Annotated in this window: 15 protein-coding genes; 6 read left to right on the forward strand and 9 right to left on the reverse strand. The window is 69.7% G+C overall.

What is annotated here, in order from left to right:
- Nucleotides 1-189: 189 nt before the first annotated feature.
- Entirely contained in the window at nt 190-558 is a 369-nt protein-coding gene (locus IF67_RS0136895) for a VOC family protein (RefSeq protein ID WP_030993203.1), read from the reverse strand.
- A 187-nt stretch (nt 559-745) separates the two neighbouring features.
- Complete coding sequence (locus IF67_RS40930; RefSeq protein WP_030993204.1) at nt 746-1,396, reverse strand: CAP domain-containing protein; 651 nt, start codon at nt 1,394-1,396, stop codon at nt 746-748.
- A gap of 816 nt (nt 1,397-2,212) precedes the next feature.
- Here IF67_RS40930 and IF67_RS0136905 point away from each other — a divergent pair.
- Both IF67_RS0136905 and IF67_RS0136910 read left to right on the forward strand, forming a co-directional pair.
- Nucleotides 2,213-2,416, forward strand: a complete 204-nt coding sequence (locus tag IF67_RS0136905) for a DUF2180 family protein (protein ID WP_030993206.1) — start codon at nt 2,213-2,215, stop codon at nt 2,414-2,416.
- 66 nt (nt 2,417-2,482) lie between these two features.
- The gene (locus IF67_RS0136910) at nt 2,483-3,211 is read left to right on the forward strand and encodes an alpha/beta fold hydrolase (RefSeq protein ID WP_037840327.1); all 729 of its coding nucleotides are present in this window, start codon (nt 2,483-2,485) and stop codon (nt 3,209-3,211) included.
- A gap of 261 nt (nt 3,212-3,472) precedes the next feature.
- On the opposite strand, the gene IF67_RS0136915 is transcribed toward IF67_RS0136910, so the two are convergent.
- Complete coding sequence (locus IF67_RS0136915) at nt 3,473-4,114, reverse strand: hypothetical protein (protein ID WP_234341606.1); 642 nt, start codon at nt 4,112-4,114, stop codon at nt 3,473-3,475.
- A gap of 316 nt (nt 4,115-4,430) precedes the next feature.
- On the opposite strand from IF67_RS0136915, the gene IF67_RS0136920 reads away from it, so the two are divergent.
- Nucleotides 4,431-5,078 (forward strand): DUF2238 domain-containing protein, encoded by a 648-nt coding sequence (locus tag IF67_RS0136920; protein WP_037840328.1) that lies wholly within the window; start codon nt 4,431-4,433, stop codon nt 5,076-5,078.
- A 232-nt stretch (nt 5,079-5,310) separates the two neighbouring features.
- Here IF67_RS0136920 and gntA read toward each other — a convergent pair whose 3' ends face one another.
- Together gntA and IF67_RS40645 are read right to left on the reverse strand one after the other, a co-directional pair.
- Entirely contained in the window at nt 5,311-5,988 is a 678-nt protein-coding gene (gene gntA, locus IF67_RS0136925; RefSeq protein ID WP_030993213.1) for a guanitoxin biosynthesis heme-dependent pre-guanitoxin N-hydroxylase GntA, read from the reverse strand.
- Nucleotides 5,989-6,460: 472 nt separating this feature from the next.
- Complete coding sequence (locus IF67_RS40645; RefSeq protein ID WP_158713219.1) at nt 6,461-7,081, reverse strand: hypothetical protein; 621 nt, start codon at nt 7,079-7,081, stop codon at nt 6,461-6,463.
- A 594-nt stretch (nt 7,082-7,675) separates the two neighbouring features.
- On the opposite strand from IF67_RS40645, the gene IF67_RS0136935 reads away from it, so the two are divergent.
- The 3 genes from IF67_RS0136935 to IF67_RS0136945 are packed head-to-tail and all read left to right on the forward strand — an operon-like array spanning nt 7,676 to nt 10,496.
- Entirely contained in the window at nt 7,676-7,885 is a 210-nt protein-coding gene (locus IF67_RS0136935; protein ID WP_030993217.1) for a ferredoxin, read from the forward strand.
- Nucleotides 7,875-9,239 (forward strand): NAD(P)/FAD-dependent oxidoreductase, encoded by a 1,365-nt coding sequence (locus IF67_RS0136940; RefSeq protein ID WP_030993219.1) that lies wholly within the window; start codon nt 7,875-7,877, stop codon nt 9,237-9,239. The genes IF67_RS0136935 and IF67_RS0136940 overlap by 11 nt, the downstream gene beginning before the upstream one ends.
- Before the next feature lie 36 nt (nt 9,240-9,275).
- Nucleotides 9,276-10,496 (forward strand): cytochrome P450, encoded by a 1,221-nt coding sequence (locus IF67_RS0136945; RefSeq protein ID WP_030993220.1) that lies wholly within the window; start codon nt 9,276-9,278, stop codon nt 10,494-10,496.
- 36 nt (nt 10,497-10,532) lie between these two features.
- Here IF67_RS0136945 and IF67_RS0136950 read toward each other — a convergent pair whose 3' ends face one another.
- The 4 genes from IF67_RS0136950 to IF67_RS0136965 all read right to left on the reverse strand — a co-directional run bounded on the left by IF67_RS0136950 (nt 10,533) and on the right by IF67_RS0136965 (nt 15,178).
- The gene (locus tag IF67_RS0136950) at nt 10,533-11,720 is read right to left on the reverse strand and encodes a serine hydrolase domain-containing protein (RefSeq protein ID WP_030993221.1); all 1,188 of its coding nucleotides are present in this window, start codon (nt 11,718-11,720) and stop codon (nt 10,533-10,535) included.
- Between the two features lie 97 nt (nt 11,721-11,817).
- Nucleotides 11,818-12,546, reverse strand: a complete 729-nt coding sequence (locus IF67_RS0136955) for a response regulator transcription factor (RefSeq protein ID WP_030993222.1) — start codon at nt 12,544-12,546, stop codon at nt 11,818-11,820.
- On the reverse strand, nt 12,543-13,733 hold the full coding sequence (locus IF67_RS0136960) for a sensor histidine kinase (RefSeq protein WP_199812848.1): 1,191 nt from the start codon (nt 13,731-13,733) through the stop codon (nt 12,543-12,545). Before IF67_RS0136960 ends, IF67_RS0136955 begins: the two co-directional genes overlap by 4 nt.
- 80 nt (nt 13,734-13,813) lie before the next feature.
- Nucleotides 13,814-15,178, reverse strand: coding sequence for a flavin monoamine oxidase family protein (locus IF67_RS0136965; RefSeq protein WP_030993225.1), 1,365 nt, complete (start codon nt 15,176-15,178; stop codon nt 13,814-13,816).
- Nucleotides 15,179-15,235: the final 57 nt, after the last annotated feature.

The following is a 15,235-nucleotide window of genomic DNA, read 5'->3' on the forward strand; positions in this document are numbered from 1 at the left end:
GCAGATGTCGCAATCCACACCAGGCCAGAAGGCCCTCACCCATTTCAAGATCACTCAGCCGAGACCTGCGTCACCAACCTCCGTGGACAGAACATCTAGGGCTCCACTGCGACATGGTGAGCCAGGTCCGTCTGCGAGTGGGGGAGAGATGTCGTCGGTAGTGCCAGCGACCGGCCTGTGCTCTTGAGATCAGTCTCTGGTCAGGCAGAAGGGGTGCCCGGCCGGGTCGGTGAAGACCCTCCACCTGTCCCCGCCCGGTTGGTGCTCCGGCTTGACCGCGCCCAACTTCACCAGCAGGGCCTCGGCCTCGTCGAGGTCATCGACCGCGAAGTCGAGGTGGAATTGTTGTGGTGCGGCCTGGTCGGGCCAGCGCGGAGCCCGGTAGTCGTCCACCCGTTGGAAGCCGATGACGAGCCCGTCGTCGCGGACGAGTCCAGCGAATTCACCGTTGGATCCCGGGGCGAGTGCGTGCCCGGTGGCCTCCTGGTAGAAGGCGGCCAGTGCCTGAGGATCGGGGCAGTCGAGTGTGATCGCCGTCAGCTTCAACTTCGGTGGCATGGCGACTCCATCACGCTCTCGGCAAAGGCGCGTCACACCCTACGGATGAGCTGCACACTCCGCGACTGCTTCTCCGTCGTCACACGCCGAGGTCCCCGGCCGGGATTCCGGTCGGGGACCTTCATGCGCTGCACAGGGCGCCGAGGAAAGGGGGCCGCGGAAGTGGCGGCCGGTTTCCTGGTGCCGGTTATCCGGCTGTTCCGAAGTCCTGCGTCCAGTAATCGTCGGGCTGCGCGTGGCCGACGCCGATCTCCTTGAACGAGCAGTCAAGGATGTTCTTCTTGTGGCCGGGGCTGGACATCCAGCCCTTCATGACCTCCTCGGGCGTGGAGTAACCGTAGGCGACGTTCTCGCCGTAGGAATTCCACTGGTAACCGGCCCGGGTGATCCGGTCATCCGGCGAGGAGCCATCGGAGCCCGTGTGCGACATATTCCGATGGTCCGCCATGTCCTTGCTGTGGTCCTGGGCGGCCTTCGTCAGTTTCGCATTCACGGTCAGCTTCGAGCACCCGGCCTTGCTGCGCTCTTCGTTGACGAGTTCGACCACGCGGTCCGTGGCGGCGGAAGCCTTGGCAGTGGTTTTCGAAGAGCTGGTGGTCTTTGAAGCGGCAGGAGCCGCGGCGGGCTTCTGAGCTGCCCCGGTAGCCGTCTTGGACCACTCGTGCGCCTTCGATGCCCGGTGCTCGAAAGCGGCATTCCGCCAATGGCCGTGGTGGCGGTCGGCCTCTTTCTCCTGCCCCAGACACGCCATGGCGGCGGAGGGCACGCCGACAGCGCCTATGGCCAGGGCGGCGACGGTTATCTGCCGGTAGCGCCGCGTCCTGCGATGTTTCCTCATGCGTGACCTCAATCGGTAATAGCGGAGCGTCCCTGGCGCGGCTGGCTCTGTGCAATTCACGCGCCTGAGCTGCGGAGACGCCTTGCGGGTCGCATTCTTCGGGCCGCATGCGGACAAGGCAACAAACTCTGAGTACTACTGCGCTTAGTAGTGCCGGACGGCTCTTGTCATGACGGTGCGGGCGTGCTGTCGGACTCGTCGATCTTTTCGCGAATTCCTGTTGCCCCGTCAGAAGTCGTTATGTGCTGACTGCGCGGGCGAGGGCGGGGAGCGGACCGAATACCGCTTATCCCGGCGTGGGGTATTCATAGGCCAAGACGGACAAATCTCTTATGTCCCACGCGTGTCATCTACTATCCGGCTTAGTTAGTGCGGAAGGGGGCTATGACGCATGTCACGAGACGGCGGAATCCGGTGCATGTCGGTTCGGCGCGGGATGCCGATGGGTGTCGGCGTTCCTGGTGAGGGCCCGGCGTGGGCGCCGTCCGCCGTGCATCGCCGCTTCCGCGACCGTCCGTGCCGCACCGCTGCTGCCGGGTGGTAGGAACCACACGGCGCATTCCGCGACGCGCCCGCGTGGCGCTGGATGGGCCTCGCGGAGCTCCGCTGGACCGGCTTCCCGCCCGAACTTCACGTCTGAGTCGACGATCGCGCTGACAGGTCGAAGTGCCTCTGTGCGGGGCGCTGTCTGTCTTCCTTGTGGCGGCCAGGTGAGTCGCCCCGACCCGGCACGGTGCTTCCCGCGTCCGTCATGCGTGGCGACGTACATTGCCGGTGGGTCTGCGTCGGCCTGCCTCACGAGATCGGAACTCTGCCATGAACTGCTATGACTGCACGCCGGCCGGAACCGCCGCCGCGGTGGCGATCTGCCGGAACTGCGGTGCCGCGCTGTGCCACCAGCACGCCTGGTCCGCACCGCAGACCGTGACCCGGGTGCAGGGCGTAGGACAGAGCACACTGCCGGACCCGGCACGCCGCATCGTGTGCAAGGTCTGCCGGGGAGCGACACAGTCGATCTGAGCGAGCCCCGCGCCGTTCTCGTCGTGGCACGGGCTCGTGTCGGAGGGCGGTGGCATGATGCGGCCGATGACGACCTTTGTACTGATTCCAGGTGCGGCGTGTGACTCGTGGCATTGGCATCTGCTGGCCGCGGAGCTGCGGGCCAGGGGCCGTGATGTGGTGAGCGTGGATCTGCCGTGCGACGACGACGCGGCAGGCCTGGACGAGTACGCGGACGCCGTGGTCGCCGCGGTTGCGGGGCGGGGGCGGCTCATGCTCGTGGCGCACTCGTTCGCCGGGTTCACCGCGCCTCTGGTCTGTGCCCGGGTACCGGTCGATCTGCTGGTGTTGTTGGCCGCGATGGTGCCCTTGCCGGGTGAGGCGCCGGTGGACTGGTGGGCGGCGACGCGCCACCCGGACGAGCAGATCAGGCGGGCCGGGCGGGCCGCCCAGAAGGTGGGGGTGGACACGGCGGGGAAGCCGGTGCCGGAGTCCGCCGTGCCGGGATCTGCCGCGGATCCGTTCTTCCAGGATCTGCCGCCGGAGCTGGCGGCCGAGGCGGCGGTCCGGTGGCGGCGCCAGTCCGAGACTCCTGCTTCGCGGCCCTGGCCGATGGCGGCCTGGCCCGCGGTGGCGACCCGCTTTCTGCTGTGTCGTCAGGACCGCCTTTTCCCGGCACCGTTCCTGCGCACAGTGGTGACGGAGCGTCTGGGGGCGGCGCCCGACGAGATGGAGGGCGGGCACTTCCCGATGCTGTCCCGTCCGGCCGAGCTGGCCGACCGGCTGGAACGCTACAGCCGGACAGCGGCCGGGTGACGGTCTCAGCGGGCCGTCCGGGCCGAAGAGGAGCGACCTCAGGGGGAGGGGGAAGGCGCTCCCTCAGCCACGCCTTCCCCCTCCCCGCCAAGGCGCCGCAGTCGCTCCTCAGGCGTACGGGCACGCGCGACGGCCGGACGCGGCACCTGCGACACCGCTCACGTCGCTACCACCTCGCTGCCCCGCCCTCTCCGCTGTCGTGCGGTCCCTGGCCGGTTGAGTGGTGGGCCGAGCGATGGGGCACGGGGTGGGCCGAGCGCCTCAAGGCTGTTCGGTGGCCGCCGCGTTCCCCTGGGGAAGATGGGCGAGGGCGGCGATCAGCGGCACCGGCAGGTACGCCGGCCACTGGGGCCGGGCGGCCTGGTAGGCGACGTACCCGAGCGAGACGCTTGCCTGCACCTCATCGGCCGTCTCTGCCTGGTACACCACCCGGCAGGGGCCCGATGCCTTCTTGGCGCGCTTCCACAGTGCCGGCGCGGGTTTCCTTTCCGCCTCGGTTCGCGGGGTGAAGATCCGGTCGCCGAAGTCCGACCAGGCGAACGGGCGGGTGTCCGCCCAGTCCTTGTCGATCACCTTCTTCAACTCCGCCGCCCGCTCCGCGTCGGTCGAGCCCCACGACGACGGAACGTTGGTGATCAGCCCGACGGGGATGTGGCGGGCACGCAGCGCGCGCAGATATCCGGCGGCTCCCGGCATGTACCGGACGCTCTTGTCCTCGGCCGTGTGCACCAGCGTTTCACCGAGGTCGAAATACACCACGGCACACCCGCCGACCCGGCCTCCTTCCCCGGTGGCGCGCGGTACGGCCTCGGCGGCTCCCGCGGTCGGCACGGCTAACGCCGCCACGCCGCCCAGGGCGAGCAGCATGCGCCAGGTGACTCTGCGAGTGGATGTCTTCTTCATGGGGGATGCCTTTCCCGTAGGGGGGCATCCGATCGTACGCGCCATGTGCACGTCATCGGTGGGTTCGATGGAGTCAGGCCATGGATCTCAGCCCCGGGAAAGAAGGATCTGAGTAGCCGTACTCATGACAGCGCCCTTCGGTGGCCAAGACGCTGGAGCGGATGACCTGGCGCGGTCAAGAAGTTGTCCTGTTGTGCGGTGTTATATCGGTTTCGGCTGGTGCGTGCGCCGTACGGCCGGGGCCGGTCCGTCCGCCTCCCCCAGCGGTGCCGCGCCGACCCGTACCCGATGTCTTCGAGGCTGATCCATGAAGGCCATGACCACGTCCCGCACGCTTCCCCCGGCTCTGGCCGCGGGGGTGCTCGTCGCCTTGGTCCTGTCGGGGCTGGAGCCCCATGAACGCGCCACGTGGATCATGGAGACCTGCTGGGTGCTCGTCGGCCTGCCGTTGCTGGTCCTGGTGTGGCGACGCTTTCCGCTCAGCCCGCTGCTGTGCTGTCTGCTCGCCGTGCATGCACTGGTCCTGATCGTCGGCGGTCACTACACCTACGCAGAGGTCCCCTTGGGGCACTGGCTTCAGGACGCTCTGGACCTCTCCCGCAATCCCTACGACCGCATCGGGCATCTGGTGCAGGGCTTTGTGCCCGCCATTCTGGTCCGCGAACTCCTGGTGCGCACGTCCCCGCTGCGTGGCAGCGCCTGGCTGGCCCCGCTGACCGTCTGCGCCTGCCTGGCCTTCAGTGCGTTCTTCGAGTTGATCGAGTGGTGGGCCGCGCTGGCCGGCGGATCCGCCGCCGACGCCTTTCTCGCCACGCAGGGGGACCAGTGGGACACCCAGTGGGACATGGCCTGCGCCCTCCTCGGGGCGGTCGTCTCGTTGCTGCTCCTCAGCCGCCTCCACGACCGCCAGCTCGCCCGTTACGGGGCTGGAGAGGGCCGGAGCACGGTACGCCCGGCTGCCTGATCCCGCTCCGGCCAGGTCAGCGGGTGGTGAGCCGTTCCGGGGAGGCGCGGTCCTTGTCGTTCTCACGTCCGGCAAGGGCCGCTCGCCGTTCTTACTGCCTCAACGATCCCGGGTCCGGGACGAGTATCCGGTAGCGGCCCGGTCTGCCCGGTCGGCCCGCGAGGCGAACTGCCCGCCGACTCGACGACGTTCCCTCACCCGCGAGCGGAGCCCGAGCGGAGAAGGTGTTCCCTCACGCCCGAGCGGAGAAGGGGCAGGCCCAGTCGCCCGGTTTGCGCCGGCCCGAATAGCGCCGGGCCTCGGAGAGCTGCTCGTACTCCACGAGATTGGGGTTGATATTGCCCTGGAGCTCGATGTCCTGCTTGCGGATCTTCTCCTGGAGCCGGTCCCACAGGCCCGCGGCCTTTATCCGGTCGAACTGGTTGTGGGAGTTGAAGGCGAGCATCGGGAAGGGCGGGCGGCGGCCGATGCGGCTGTGCGTTTCGTGCAGCCCGATCACGAAGAACGGGTGCCCGGCGACGCTGTACGCGAAGGCGCCGGACGACGGGTCGCGGTCGTAGCCCTCGGCCCAGGGATGCGTGAGGCTGTCATGATCATGGACGGCCTGGAGCTGCTGCCACATCAGCGCCTCGAACTCGATATCCGTCACGTCGAGGGGGCCCGAGAAGGTGGCCACGAAGCTCGTGAAGGGCTTGGCGGCCCAGTCCACCGTCTCCACATACGCCTGGAGATCAGCCGCCATGTCCCGGGCGACTTCGTCATCCCCGAACCACGTGTAATGGCGGTGGGTGATGCCACCTTGTCGCCATGCCGAACGACCGGCCAGGCAGGGGAAGGCGTCGCCGAGCAGGAACCGTCCGACTTCGGTGGCGGCGTCAACTTCGGTGGCGGCGGTGGCGTCAACCGTCATGTTCGTGACCTTCGGTAAGGGGGGCAACACCCCTGGTGGGGGCCCTGCGGCGGGGGGACCCTGGCAGTCAAGATCGGGCAGGGCCGGTTCGTCAAGACTCGGCCGTATTACCCCTCTGCGGCTGCCCTTACCGACGGCGTCTGCACCGCATTTGCGGTGATTTGACCCCTATCGAGCCGCGACAAAGTCTCGGCCGCCGGACAGCTCGCTCTCCCCGCAGGGCTTCTTATCGATCTTCATCGTCTCAGACGTCCGGGCACCTGATCGCCACGGTGGCCCTCGGCGTCCCCGAGCCCCGCTCCGCCAACCCCTCTGTGCCGCTCCGCCCGCCCTCGGCGGGCGGCTGCTCCCGGCATGAGGCAGGCGCCCGTCCCCCGCTCCGCACGCCGCGCGGACGGTCTGTCGTGCGCCGGCCGCGCCCCGTCTGCTGGCTGCCGCGGGGCAGCACCGGCAGACGGGAGCGGGACCCGGGTCAGGCGCGGGCGGTCGCGGCCTCCTCATGGGCGTCCGCGGCATCGGTTTCCTGGGCCTCGGTGCCGGCCTCGGGAGCGGCGGCGGGGAGGGAGTAGAAGACGCTCCTTCCCTGCTTGCTGCGGTGTGCCAGACCCTTGGCTACGAGCGAGGTCTCCAGGGTGTTGCGCACGGCGGTCTCCGGTGCCGTGTGGTCCGGGTGCTCCTGCGCCAGCAGCTTCGTCAGCTCCGTCACCGTACGCGGCTGCTCGTCGAGCAGTCCGAGCACGCGGTCGACACGGGTGGAGTTCCGCTGCCGGGCCTTGCCCTTGGCCGGTGCGGCCTTCCGTGCCTTCTTCGCGCTGGCCGCTGTCTTGGCCGTCTTGGCCGGGGCCTTCTTCGCCGGCTTGGCCTTCGGCGCGGCAGACTTTGCGCGTCGCGCCGCGGGTACGGTCACCGGTTTTGGGGCCGTGGGGTCGGTCTCCACGGGCTGCGGTGCGACAACTGCTTCTTCCTGAGGACTCGTTCCGAGGTGCTGTTGCAGGTCCTCCAGTTTCGATCGGAGCTTCTGTAGCTCGTCGATCTCCTTCGTGATGCCCTTCAGCTTGGCGGCCACCTGCACAGCGAATTCCGAGTCTGACATGAACAGCCTGCTCTCTCTTGCCTGATCGATCTACGGTTGGCTGGATGTTACTCATCTCGCTCCGCAATTAACCCGGCCGCGCTCCGTTTTGTCGTGGGGTGCATGGTGTCCGCACTCGGCGACGCGACCGAACAAGCCCACCATCATGGGGTGTTCGGATGCTGCCCAACCCGTCTTTGGCAGTCAAGAAAGGGGACTTGAATGAGCCATACGAGCTTTGGCTGCGGCCCCTCACCGGGTTGACGGAGGAGCTTAACTCCGTCCGGTTGTCACTCCTTTGAGTCTTCCCTTCGGCGCTTCCGTCATGGTCTCGGGCCTCCTGCCGGGGGGTGGAGTCACTGCGACGCGACGGCATCGAGGTCAGATCGCTGCCCCAGGAGTGGAGCATCCCGACGCCTCGGCCGACCGGCAGGCAAGGCTGACCGCCGCGTCCAGGGGCCGGCGCACCATCGGTCGCCGGTCGCCTTTCCCTGTCGCACTGCGGGGGGCGTCCCACCCCGCGTGGTCCTCGGATGGCCCACGCTCACGTGCGCAGCACCGCGACCGGTTGTAGGACGGACTCGACGGGTGTGGCGGTGGGAGGAGCGGCTCGGGATGAACATCGTTGTTGATCTCAATCGATGTCAGGGGTATGCGCAGTGCGCGTTCGTCGCTCCCCGTGTCTTCACGATGCACGGCGAGGAGGCCCTGCTGTACACCCCGGCCGTCCCGGACGACCAGCAGGAACGTGTTCTTCGTGCCGAAGCCGCGTGTCCGGTGCAGGCGATTTTTGTGGGCGAGGAGGCGGGCGCCGGTGCACGCTGAACCACGCGACGGCCGCATCGTGATCGTCGGAGCGTCGCTCGCGGGGCTGCGGGCCGCCGAGACGCTGCGCGAGGAGGGGTTCGCCGGCACCCTGACTCTGATCGGGGAAGAGCCGCACACCCCCTATGACAGACCGCCGTTGTCCAAACAGGTGCTGCTCGGGACGGTGCCGGCGGACAAGACCGGGCTGCCGCAGCGCCGCGACGTGGACGCGCAGTGGAAACTCGGTGTGCGCGCCACCGGACTCGATCCCGTCGGGAAACAGGTTCTCCTCGCCGACGGTGAGAAAGTGCCCTTCGACCGGCTGCTGATCGCCACCGGAACCCGTGCCAGGCCCTGGCCGAACCCGGCCGAGGCCGCCTTGGACGGGGTGTTCACCCTGCGCACCATCGAGGACGCCGGCCGTCTTGCGGAGCGCCTCGATGCCGGACCGCGACGGGTCCTGGTCGTCGGTGCCGGATTCACCGGGTCGGAGATCGCCTCCGCCTGCCGTGAGCGCGGTCTCGAGGTGACGGTCGCGGAGCGGGGCCCGGCGCCGCTGGTCGGAGCGCTCGGCGGCACGTTGGGTGCGCTTGCGGCGAAGTTGCAGCGCGCGCACGGTGTCGATCTGCGGTGTGGGGTGACCGTCACCGCGCTGGAGGGCAACGGCCGGCTCACCGGCGCCCGGTTCTCCGACGGCACGAAGATCGACGCCGATGTCGCCGTGGTGGCCCTCGGCGCGGTCCGCAACACCGAGTGGCTGGCCGAGTCGGGGATCGCCGCGGGTCCGCGAGGAGTGACCTGCGACGCGGGGTGCCGGGCCTTCGACATGTACGGGATCGTCACCGACGACGTCTTCGCCGCCGGCGACGTGGCCCGGTTCCCGCACCCGCTCTTCGAGTATCAGCTGCTCTCTCTGGAGCACTGGGGCAACGCGGTCGCCCAGGCCGAGGTGGCGGCCCACAACATGATCAATGCGGGGCCGCGCAGACGTCCCCATCTGACGGTTCCGGCGTTCTGGTCCAGTCAGTTCGGCCTCAACATCAAGTCGGTCGGAGTGCCCACTTTCTCCGACCAGGTGGTCATCGCGCAGGGATCACTGAAGGACGCCCGCCTGGTCGCCGTCTACGGCTACCGGGGACGCGTCACGGCAGCGGTGAGTGTGAACCAGGCCAAGTCGCTGGAGTACTACCAGCGGCTGATCGAGACGGCGGCGCCGTTTCCGCCGGCGCCGGGCGCCGCCGACCAGATCGAGTCCCCCGAGCCCGTCCCCTCCGACGTGCCGGACCCGAAAGTGCTCTCGCACGGTCCGACCGTCGCCCTCACCGGTCATCTGCCGGACCGCCGACTGACCTTGGTGCAACCGGCCCGCTGAGTCCACCGCCCCTCCCTAGCGATGAGGAGCCCGCGCATGGCTGCGGACACCCTGTTCCACCGGATCACCGACTACGCCAACCGTGCCGACCCCTATCCGCTGTACGCCGAGCTCCGCGAGGCGGGAGTGGCACGGCAGGAGGACGGCAGCTACCTGGTCGGGACGTACCACGACATCGAAGCGCTGCTGCACGACCCGCGGATCAGTTCGGACCGCCGCAAGCGCACCGTCCCGGACGAGACCGCCGAGGAGGGACTTCCGCCGGCCTTCATCGGACTCGACGACCCCGAACACCACCGGCTGCGCGGCCTGGCGATGCGCTCCTTCGGCCCGCCCCACACGCCGGACCGGATCGACGGCATGCACGACGAGATCACCAGGATCGTCAAGGACCTCATCGGCTCCTTCCAGGGCAAGGAGCGGATCGACGTCGTAGACGACTTCGCCTACCCGCTCCCCGTCACGGTGATCTGCCGTCTCCTGGGCGTACCGATCGAGGACGAGCCGCGGTTCCGTGAGTGGTCGGACGCGATCGTCGCCGGCATCGATCCCACCCCCGGGGAGGACCCCACCGAGCGTCCGCGCGCAGCCGCGGAGGCCCGCAAGGCGATGGGCCTGTACCTCGGTGAGCTCGCCGAGAAGCGCCGTGCCCACCCGTCCGACGGCATGCTCTCCTCATTCGTCGGCGGAGACAGCGTCGGCGGCGACAGCTCCGAGGGGCAGCTCACTCCGCTCGAAATCATGACCACCTCCGTGCTGCTGCTCATCGCCGGTCACGAGACAACCGTCAACCTGATCACCAACGGCATCCTCACCCTGCTGCGCCACCCCGACGAGCTGGCACGCCTGCGCGCCGAACCCGCCTTGATGCCCCACGCGGTGGAGGAACTGCTGCGCTACGAGCCTCCGGTCCAGATGCTCCCGCAGCGCACCCCGTTGGCCGACATCGAGGTCGCGGGTGTCACCATCCCCCAAGGCGCGCCCCTCATCCTGCTGCTCGCCTCCGGCAACCGCGATCCCCTGCGGTTCCCTGACCCCGACCGCTTCGACCCGACCCGCGACGACCACCAGCACCTCGGCTTCGGCAGTGGCGTCCACAGCTGCTTCGGCGCGCCACTCGCCCGTCTGGAGGCGCAGATCGCGCTGAACGAGCTCATCCAGTACCTCGACCGCCCCCGCCTGGTCGAGGACCCGCCTCCTTACCGGCGCAGCCCCGTACTGCGCGGCCCCCGGCACCTGCTCGTCGAGAACGGCTGAGGGCGTCCAGGGTGCCCGCCGAAGTGCCCGGCTGGATCAGCCCGCCGCCGGCTTTCCGAAGGCCGCCACGATCAGGTTCCTCACGGTCTTGTTGGTGTCCTGGCCTTTGGCGTTCGTGGAGTTGACGCTGTACACGAGGGTGCGCGAGAGATCCCGGGTGCTTCCGATGCCCGAGTTGTAGCCCCAGCGGCCACCGGACTTGCCCCACACCTGGCGGCCGCCCAGCTGCCAGGAGGTGAGGCCGACGGAGAACGCGGCGGGTCTGCCGGTGGAGTGGTCGCGCACCGAATCGTCCGGCAGCGTGAACATCTCCTCGAGCAGCGGGCCGCGCACGACCCGCCCGCTGAACAGGGCCTTGGTGAAGCGTTCCAGATCGGCGGCGGTGGAGACGAGGTCGCCCGCCGCCCAGCCGTCGGTGGTGCCCCATACGCTGACGTCACGCAGCCCGGTGCTCCCGTCGTCCAGAGTCATCCGCTGATAGCCGTGGTTGTGCGGGCCGTGGATGCGCGGGTCGGTGCCGGGGAACGACGTGCCGTGCAGGGCCAGCGGATGCAGAATGCGGCGCGTCACCTCGCTCTCGTACCGGTGGCCCGACACCCGCTCGATCAGCAGACCCGCCACGGTGTAGCCGATGTTCGTGTAGTTCTGCTGCGTTCCCGCAGGGAACAACCGCTTCTTGGCGGTCGCGTCGGCGACCATCTCGCGCGGCGAGAAGACATGGAAGCGGTTGGCGTACCACTCCTCGACCGTTGTCCCCGGGAAATCGGGGGAGGGCAGTCCGCTGGTGTGGTTCAGGAGCTGGCGCACGGTGACCTTCTCGTAGGCCGCCGGGATCAGGTCCGGCAGATAGCCGCGGACCGGGCGGTCCAGGTCGACCTTCTTCTCGGCGGCCAGTTGAAGCACGGTGGCCGCGGTGAAGACCTTGGTGACGGAACCGGCGCGGAAACGGGCGTCCGGGTCGGCCGGGCGTCCGGACGTCAGATCGTGCACACCGGAACTGCCGCGCCAGCGGCCGTCACTGCCGGAGATCCGCACCAGAGCGGCCGTGGCACTCGCGTCCGGCAGCCCGGCGATCGCGGCCGTCAGCGCCTGGGCATCCGGGGCGCTGTACGCGGGCGTGGTGGCCGCGGCCCTCGGGGCGGAGGCGAGGGCCGGCCCGGCCGGGCCCGCTGCGATACCGAGGACCAGGGCCGTGGCAAGGACGGTACGGGTACGCGCGTTCATCGTGGGACCTCCGTGGCGTGGAATCCGGGACGGTCACCGTGTGCCGGGCCGTCGCCGCTGATGGACTCCATCCTGCGGATCGGGCAGCCCCGGAGGATCACCGGAGCGAGCGGTCCTTACGGGGTTCCTTTCTCGCCTGTGCGGGGGAGAGGAGGGCGGCCGCTCCCTCCGGGGAGGGAGTGACCAGCCCTGTCTCGTACGCGCAGATGACCGCCTGGATGCGGTCGCGCAGGCCCAGCTTGGACAGCACGTTGCCGACATGCGTCTTCACCGTGTGCTCGCTCACCACCAGCGCCACCGCGATCTCCGCGTTGGACAGACCGCGGGCCAGATGCAGCAGCGTTTCGCGTTCCCGGGCGGTCAGGACATCCAGTCGTGCGGAGGCCGGTACGGCGGATGCCGCCGGGCGGGCGGTGTACTCGGCGATCAGCCGGCGTGCCACGGACGGGGCGAGCAGCGAGTCGCCCGCCGCCACCACCCGTACCGCATGCACCAGATCGTCCCGGCGCACGTCCTTGAGCAGAAAGCCGCTGGCACCGGCGTGCAGCGCCTCGTAGACGTACTCGTCGGAGTCGAACGTGGTCAGCATGACCGTGCGGCACGCGGTCTCGGCGCACATCATGCGGCAGGCCTCGATGCCGTCCATCACGGGCATCCGGATATCCAGCAGGGCCACTTCGGGCCGTAGCCTGCGTACCGCGTCGGCCGCGGCCGCGCCGTCACCGGCCTCCGCCACCACCTCGATGTCGGGCTGCGCGTCCAGAATCATGGCGAAGCCGCTGCGCACCAGCTCCTGGTCGTCGGCCACCACCACACGAATCGTCAACTCCCCACCTCCATGGGGGAGGTTACAAGCGGGATCCTCGCCCGGACCCGGAACCCCCGGCCGCCGGGCCCCGCCCCGGCGCCGGCGGAGCCGCCGTGTGCGGCGGCCCGCTCCCGGATGCCGACCAGCCCGTGCCCAGTCGTGGTCCCGGGGCCACGCCCGTCGTCGGTGACGGTGATCATCAATTCCTCTGCTGCGTAAGCGAGCCGGACGGACACCTGATGCGCCGACGCGTGCTTGACGGTATTGGTCAGGGCCTCCTGCACGATCCGGAACACCGTGGCCTCCGTATCCGGCGGAAGCGGCCGGACGTCCCCCGTCGTGCCGTACACGACCGTCAGGCCGCTGTTGCGGACCCGCTCGACCAGGTCCGGCAGCTCGGCGAGGACGGGCTGCGGCGCGCGGGGCACGGGTGCGGCGGCACCGTCCTCGCGCAGCACGCCGAGCATCCTGCGCAGTTGCACCATCGCGTCCCTGCCGGTCTCCGAAATCGCGTCGAACGCCGCCTCCGCCCGCTCCGGCGCGGTACGGACCGCGACCGGGCCGGCCTCCGCCTGCACGATCATCAGGCTCACCGCATGGGACAGGATGTCGTGCATCTCCCGGGCGATCCTGGCCCGTTCACGGGCGGCGGCCTGCTCGGCCTCGACGCGATGGGTGAGCTCCAGCTGCCTGGCCCGGTCCTCCACGGCCCGGGTGTACGCCCGCTGGGTGTCGGTGAGCCGCCCGAAGACGTAGGCCGCCGAGAACGTCATCAGCGAGAACACCAGCTCCCGCGTCTCGCCCGTGTTCCCCGCCGCGGCGGGGAAGACCGACGCGAGTGTCAGCGCGCCCACGATCCGACGGGTGAACCGCGGCGCATGGGCGGCGACCGAGTAGAGCGCCACCAGACCCGTGTACGGAAGCATCTGCCCGGGTCCGTCCACGGCGGTCGCGTACCACGCCTGGGCCGCCATGACCGCGAGCAGCACCCGTACCGGCGCCCGGCGCCGCCACACCAGCGGTAGCACCGTGAGCGTGGTCAGAAGGTAGGCGACCAGGGTCGCGGGTTCCAGGCGCGGGTCGCGCGGGATGACCCATGGCACCGACACCGCCGCCTGGACCAGCAGCGCGCCCCCGATGTCCGCCAGCCATGGACCGGTGTCCGGCAGCGCCCGTATCCGTGCCCCTGCACCCCGTATGTTCATGAGCCGAGCAGCTTACGCCCGACGGCAGGAGCCGGCCTTGGCGGCCGGTCCCGAGTTCCGTGCGGGCCTGGAGCGGAGGGTCAGCGGGCGCCGAGCCGGGTCAGGACTTCGTGGGCGGCCCGCTCGCCGGAGCGCACCGCGCCCTCCATCAGCCCGTGCATCAGCGTTGCCGACTCGGTACTGGCCCAGTGGATCCGGCCCACCGGCTCCCGCAGCGCGCTGCCGTAGTTGGTCAGCGTGCCGGGCGGGAAGTGGCCGATCATCCCGCCCAGCGACCACTGCTGGGAGGACCAGTCGGTCTCCAGATACTGGGTGGGGCGGCGTGCCTGCGGACCGAACCGCTCGGCCAGCGAGTTCAGCCAGACTTCGCGCCGCTCGGCCGGGTCCAGGCGAGAGATGCGCAGGGCTCCGGTGCTGAACGCATAGCTGCTGAGTACACCTGGCCGTCCCGACCGAGGCGTCTGGTCGATGGTGAGCTGGACGGCGGACTGCGGCGCGAGCGTCTGCCCCGACAGGTGCTGCTCGCGCCAGAACGGCTGTGGGTACGCCGTGTGCACCCGGATGATCGCCCCTGGTACCACGCGCTGCAACAGATGGCCGCACGCGGTGGGAAGCGGCGGGTCGAAGCTGATCCGCCCCGCCAGCACCGGCGGCGCCGCCACGATCACCCGCTGCGCCCGCACGACACACGAGGTGGAGACGACCTTCACGCCGGTGCCGTCGTGCGCGATCTGCTGAACGGGGCTGGACAGGTGCACCCTCTCTCCCAGGTGCGCGGCCATCCGCCTCGCCAGTTCGGGGGCTCCGCCGTCCACGAGATGGGTTTCGGTTCTGCGGGAGTCGGTGTAGTAGTGGAAGCCGCCGCCGCCTCTGGCCAGGGTGAGGGCGCCCAGCAGCGAGACCTCCGCCGGGTCGGTGCAGAACAGCAGATTCATGGCCGACCCGAGCAGGGTGCGGGCGGTCGCCGAGGGCACGTTCAGCGGGCCGGAAAGCCACTGCCCGAGCGTACGGGCGTCCCGCGCCCGAGCTCCCCGGGCGCGCCACGGGGCATCCGCCGGGAGGCGCCGCGCCATCAGATTCAGCCGCACAAGCGCCAGACCGAGGGCGATGAGCGTCCCCGGGCCCGCGGCGGGGATGCCACCGCGGTACCGGTGGTTGACTCCGTCCAGGCGCAGGATGTGAGCGCCCCGCTTGTACTGGGGATAGACCTCAAGGCCCAGCTCCTTGCAGAGCTGGAACATGCGGTGCTGTCCCTTGCCCAGCCAGGTGCCGCCTGCCGATACCACCGTCCCGTCGGGCAGCGCCCGGTTCCACACCCGCCCGCCCACGCGGTCCCTGGCCTCGAGTACCACCACCTCGAGACCGCACTGCACGAGTCGTCTCGCGGCTGCGAGCCCGGCGAAGCCCGCGCCCACCACGCATACGTCGGCCGGTAGCTGTTCCATGATCCACCTCCACGGTTCAGCCTCGCCCACCGAGCCCGGTTCCGCCCGGCGAGTGGG

The organism is Streptomyces sp. NRRL S-1813, from assembly GCF_000719605.1.
GTDB lineage: Bacteria > Actinomycetota > Actinomycetes > Streptomycetales > Streptomycetaceae > Streptomyces > Streptomyces decoyicus.

Bases quoted from the DNA above. Each gene is read 5' to 3' on its own strand.
- IF67_RS0136905 (WP_030993206.1), top strand. From the start codon at position 2,213: ATGAACTGCTATGACTGCACGCCGGCCGGAACCGCCGCCGCGGTGGCG.
- IF67_RS40930 (WP_030993204.1), bottom strand. From the start codon at position 1,396: ATGAGGAAACATCGCAGGACGCGGCGCTACCGGCAGATAACCGTCGCC.
- gntA (WP_030993213.1), bottom strand. From the start codon at position 5,988: ATGACGGTTGACGCCACCGCCGCCACCGAAGTTGACGCCGCCACCGAA.
- IF67_RS0136920 (WP_037840328.1), top strand. From the start codon at position 4,431: ATGACCACGTCCCGCACGCTTCCCCCGGCTCTGGCCGCGGGGGTGCTC.
- IF67_RS0136935 (WP_030993217.1), top strand. From the start codon at position 7,676: ATGAACATCGTTGTTGATCTCAATCGATGTCAGGGGTATGCGCAGTGC.
- IF67_RS0136950 (WP_030993221.1), bottom strand. From the start codon at position 11,720: ATGAACGCGCGTACCCGTACCGTCCTTGCCACGGCCCTGGTCCTCGGT.
- IF67_RS0136960 (WP_199812848.1), bottom strand. From the start codon at position 13,733: ATGAACATACGGGGTGCAGGGGCACGGATACGGGCGCTGCCGGACACC.
- IF67_RS0136945 (WP_030993220.1), top strand. From the start codon at position 9,276: ATGGCTGCGGACACCCTGTTCCACCGGATCACCGACTACGCCAACCGT.
- IF67_RS0136910 (WP_037840327.1), top strand. From the start codon at position 2,483: ATGACGACCTTTGTACTGATTCCAGGTGCGGCGTGTGACTCGTGGCAT.
- IF67_RS40645 (WP_158713219.1), bottom strand. From the start codon at position 7,081: ATGTCAGACTCGGAATTCGCTGTGCAGGTGGCCGCCAAGCTGAAGGGC.
- IF67_RS0136915 (WP_234341606.1), bottom strand. From the start codon at position 4,114: ATGAAGAAGACATCCACTCGCAGAGTCACCTGGCGCATGCTGCTCGCC.
- IF67_RS0136895 (WP_030993203.1), bottom strand. From the start codon at position 558: ATGCCACCGAAGTTGAAGCTGACGGCGATCACACTCGACTGCCCCGAT.
- IF67_RS0136965 (WP_030993225.1), bottom strand. From the start codon at position 15,178: ATGGAACAGCTACCGGCCGACGTATGCGTGGTGGGCGCGGGCTTCGCC.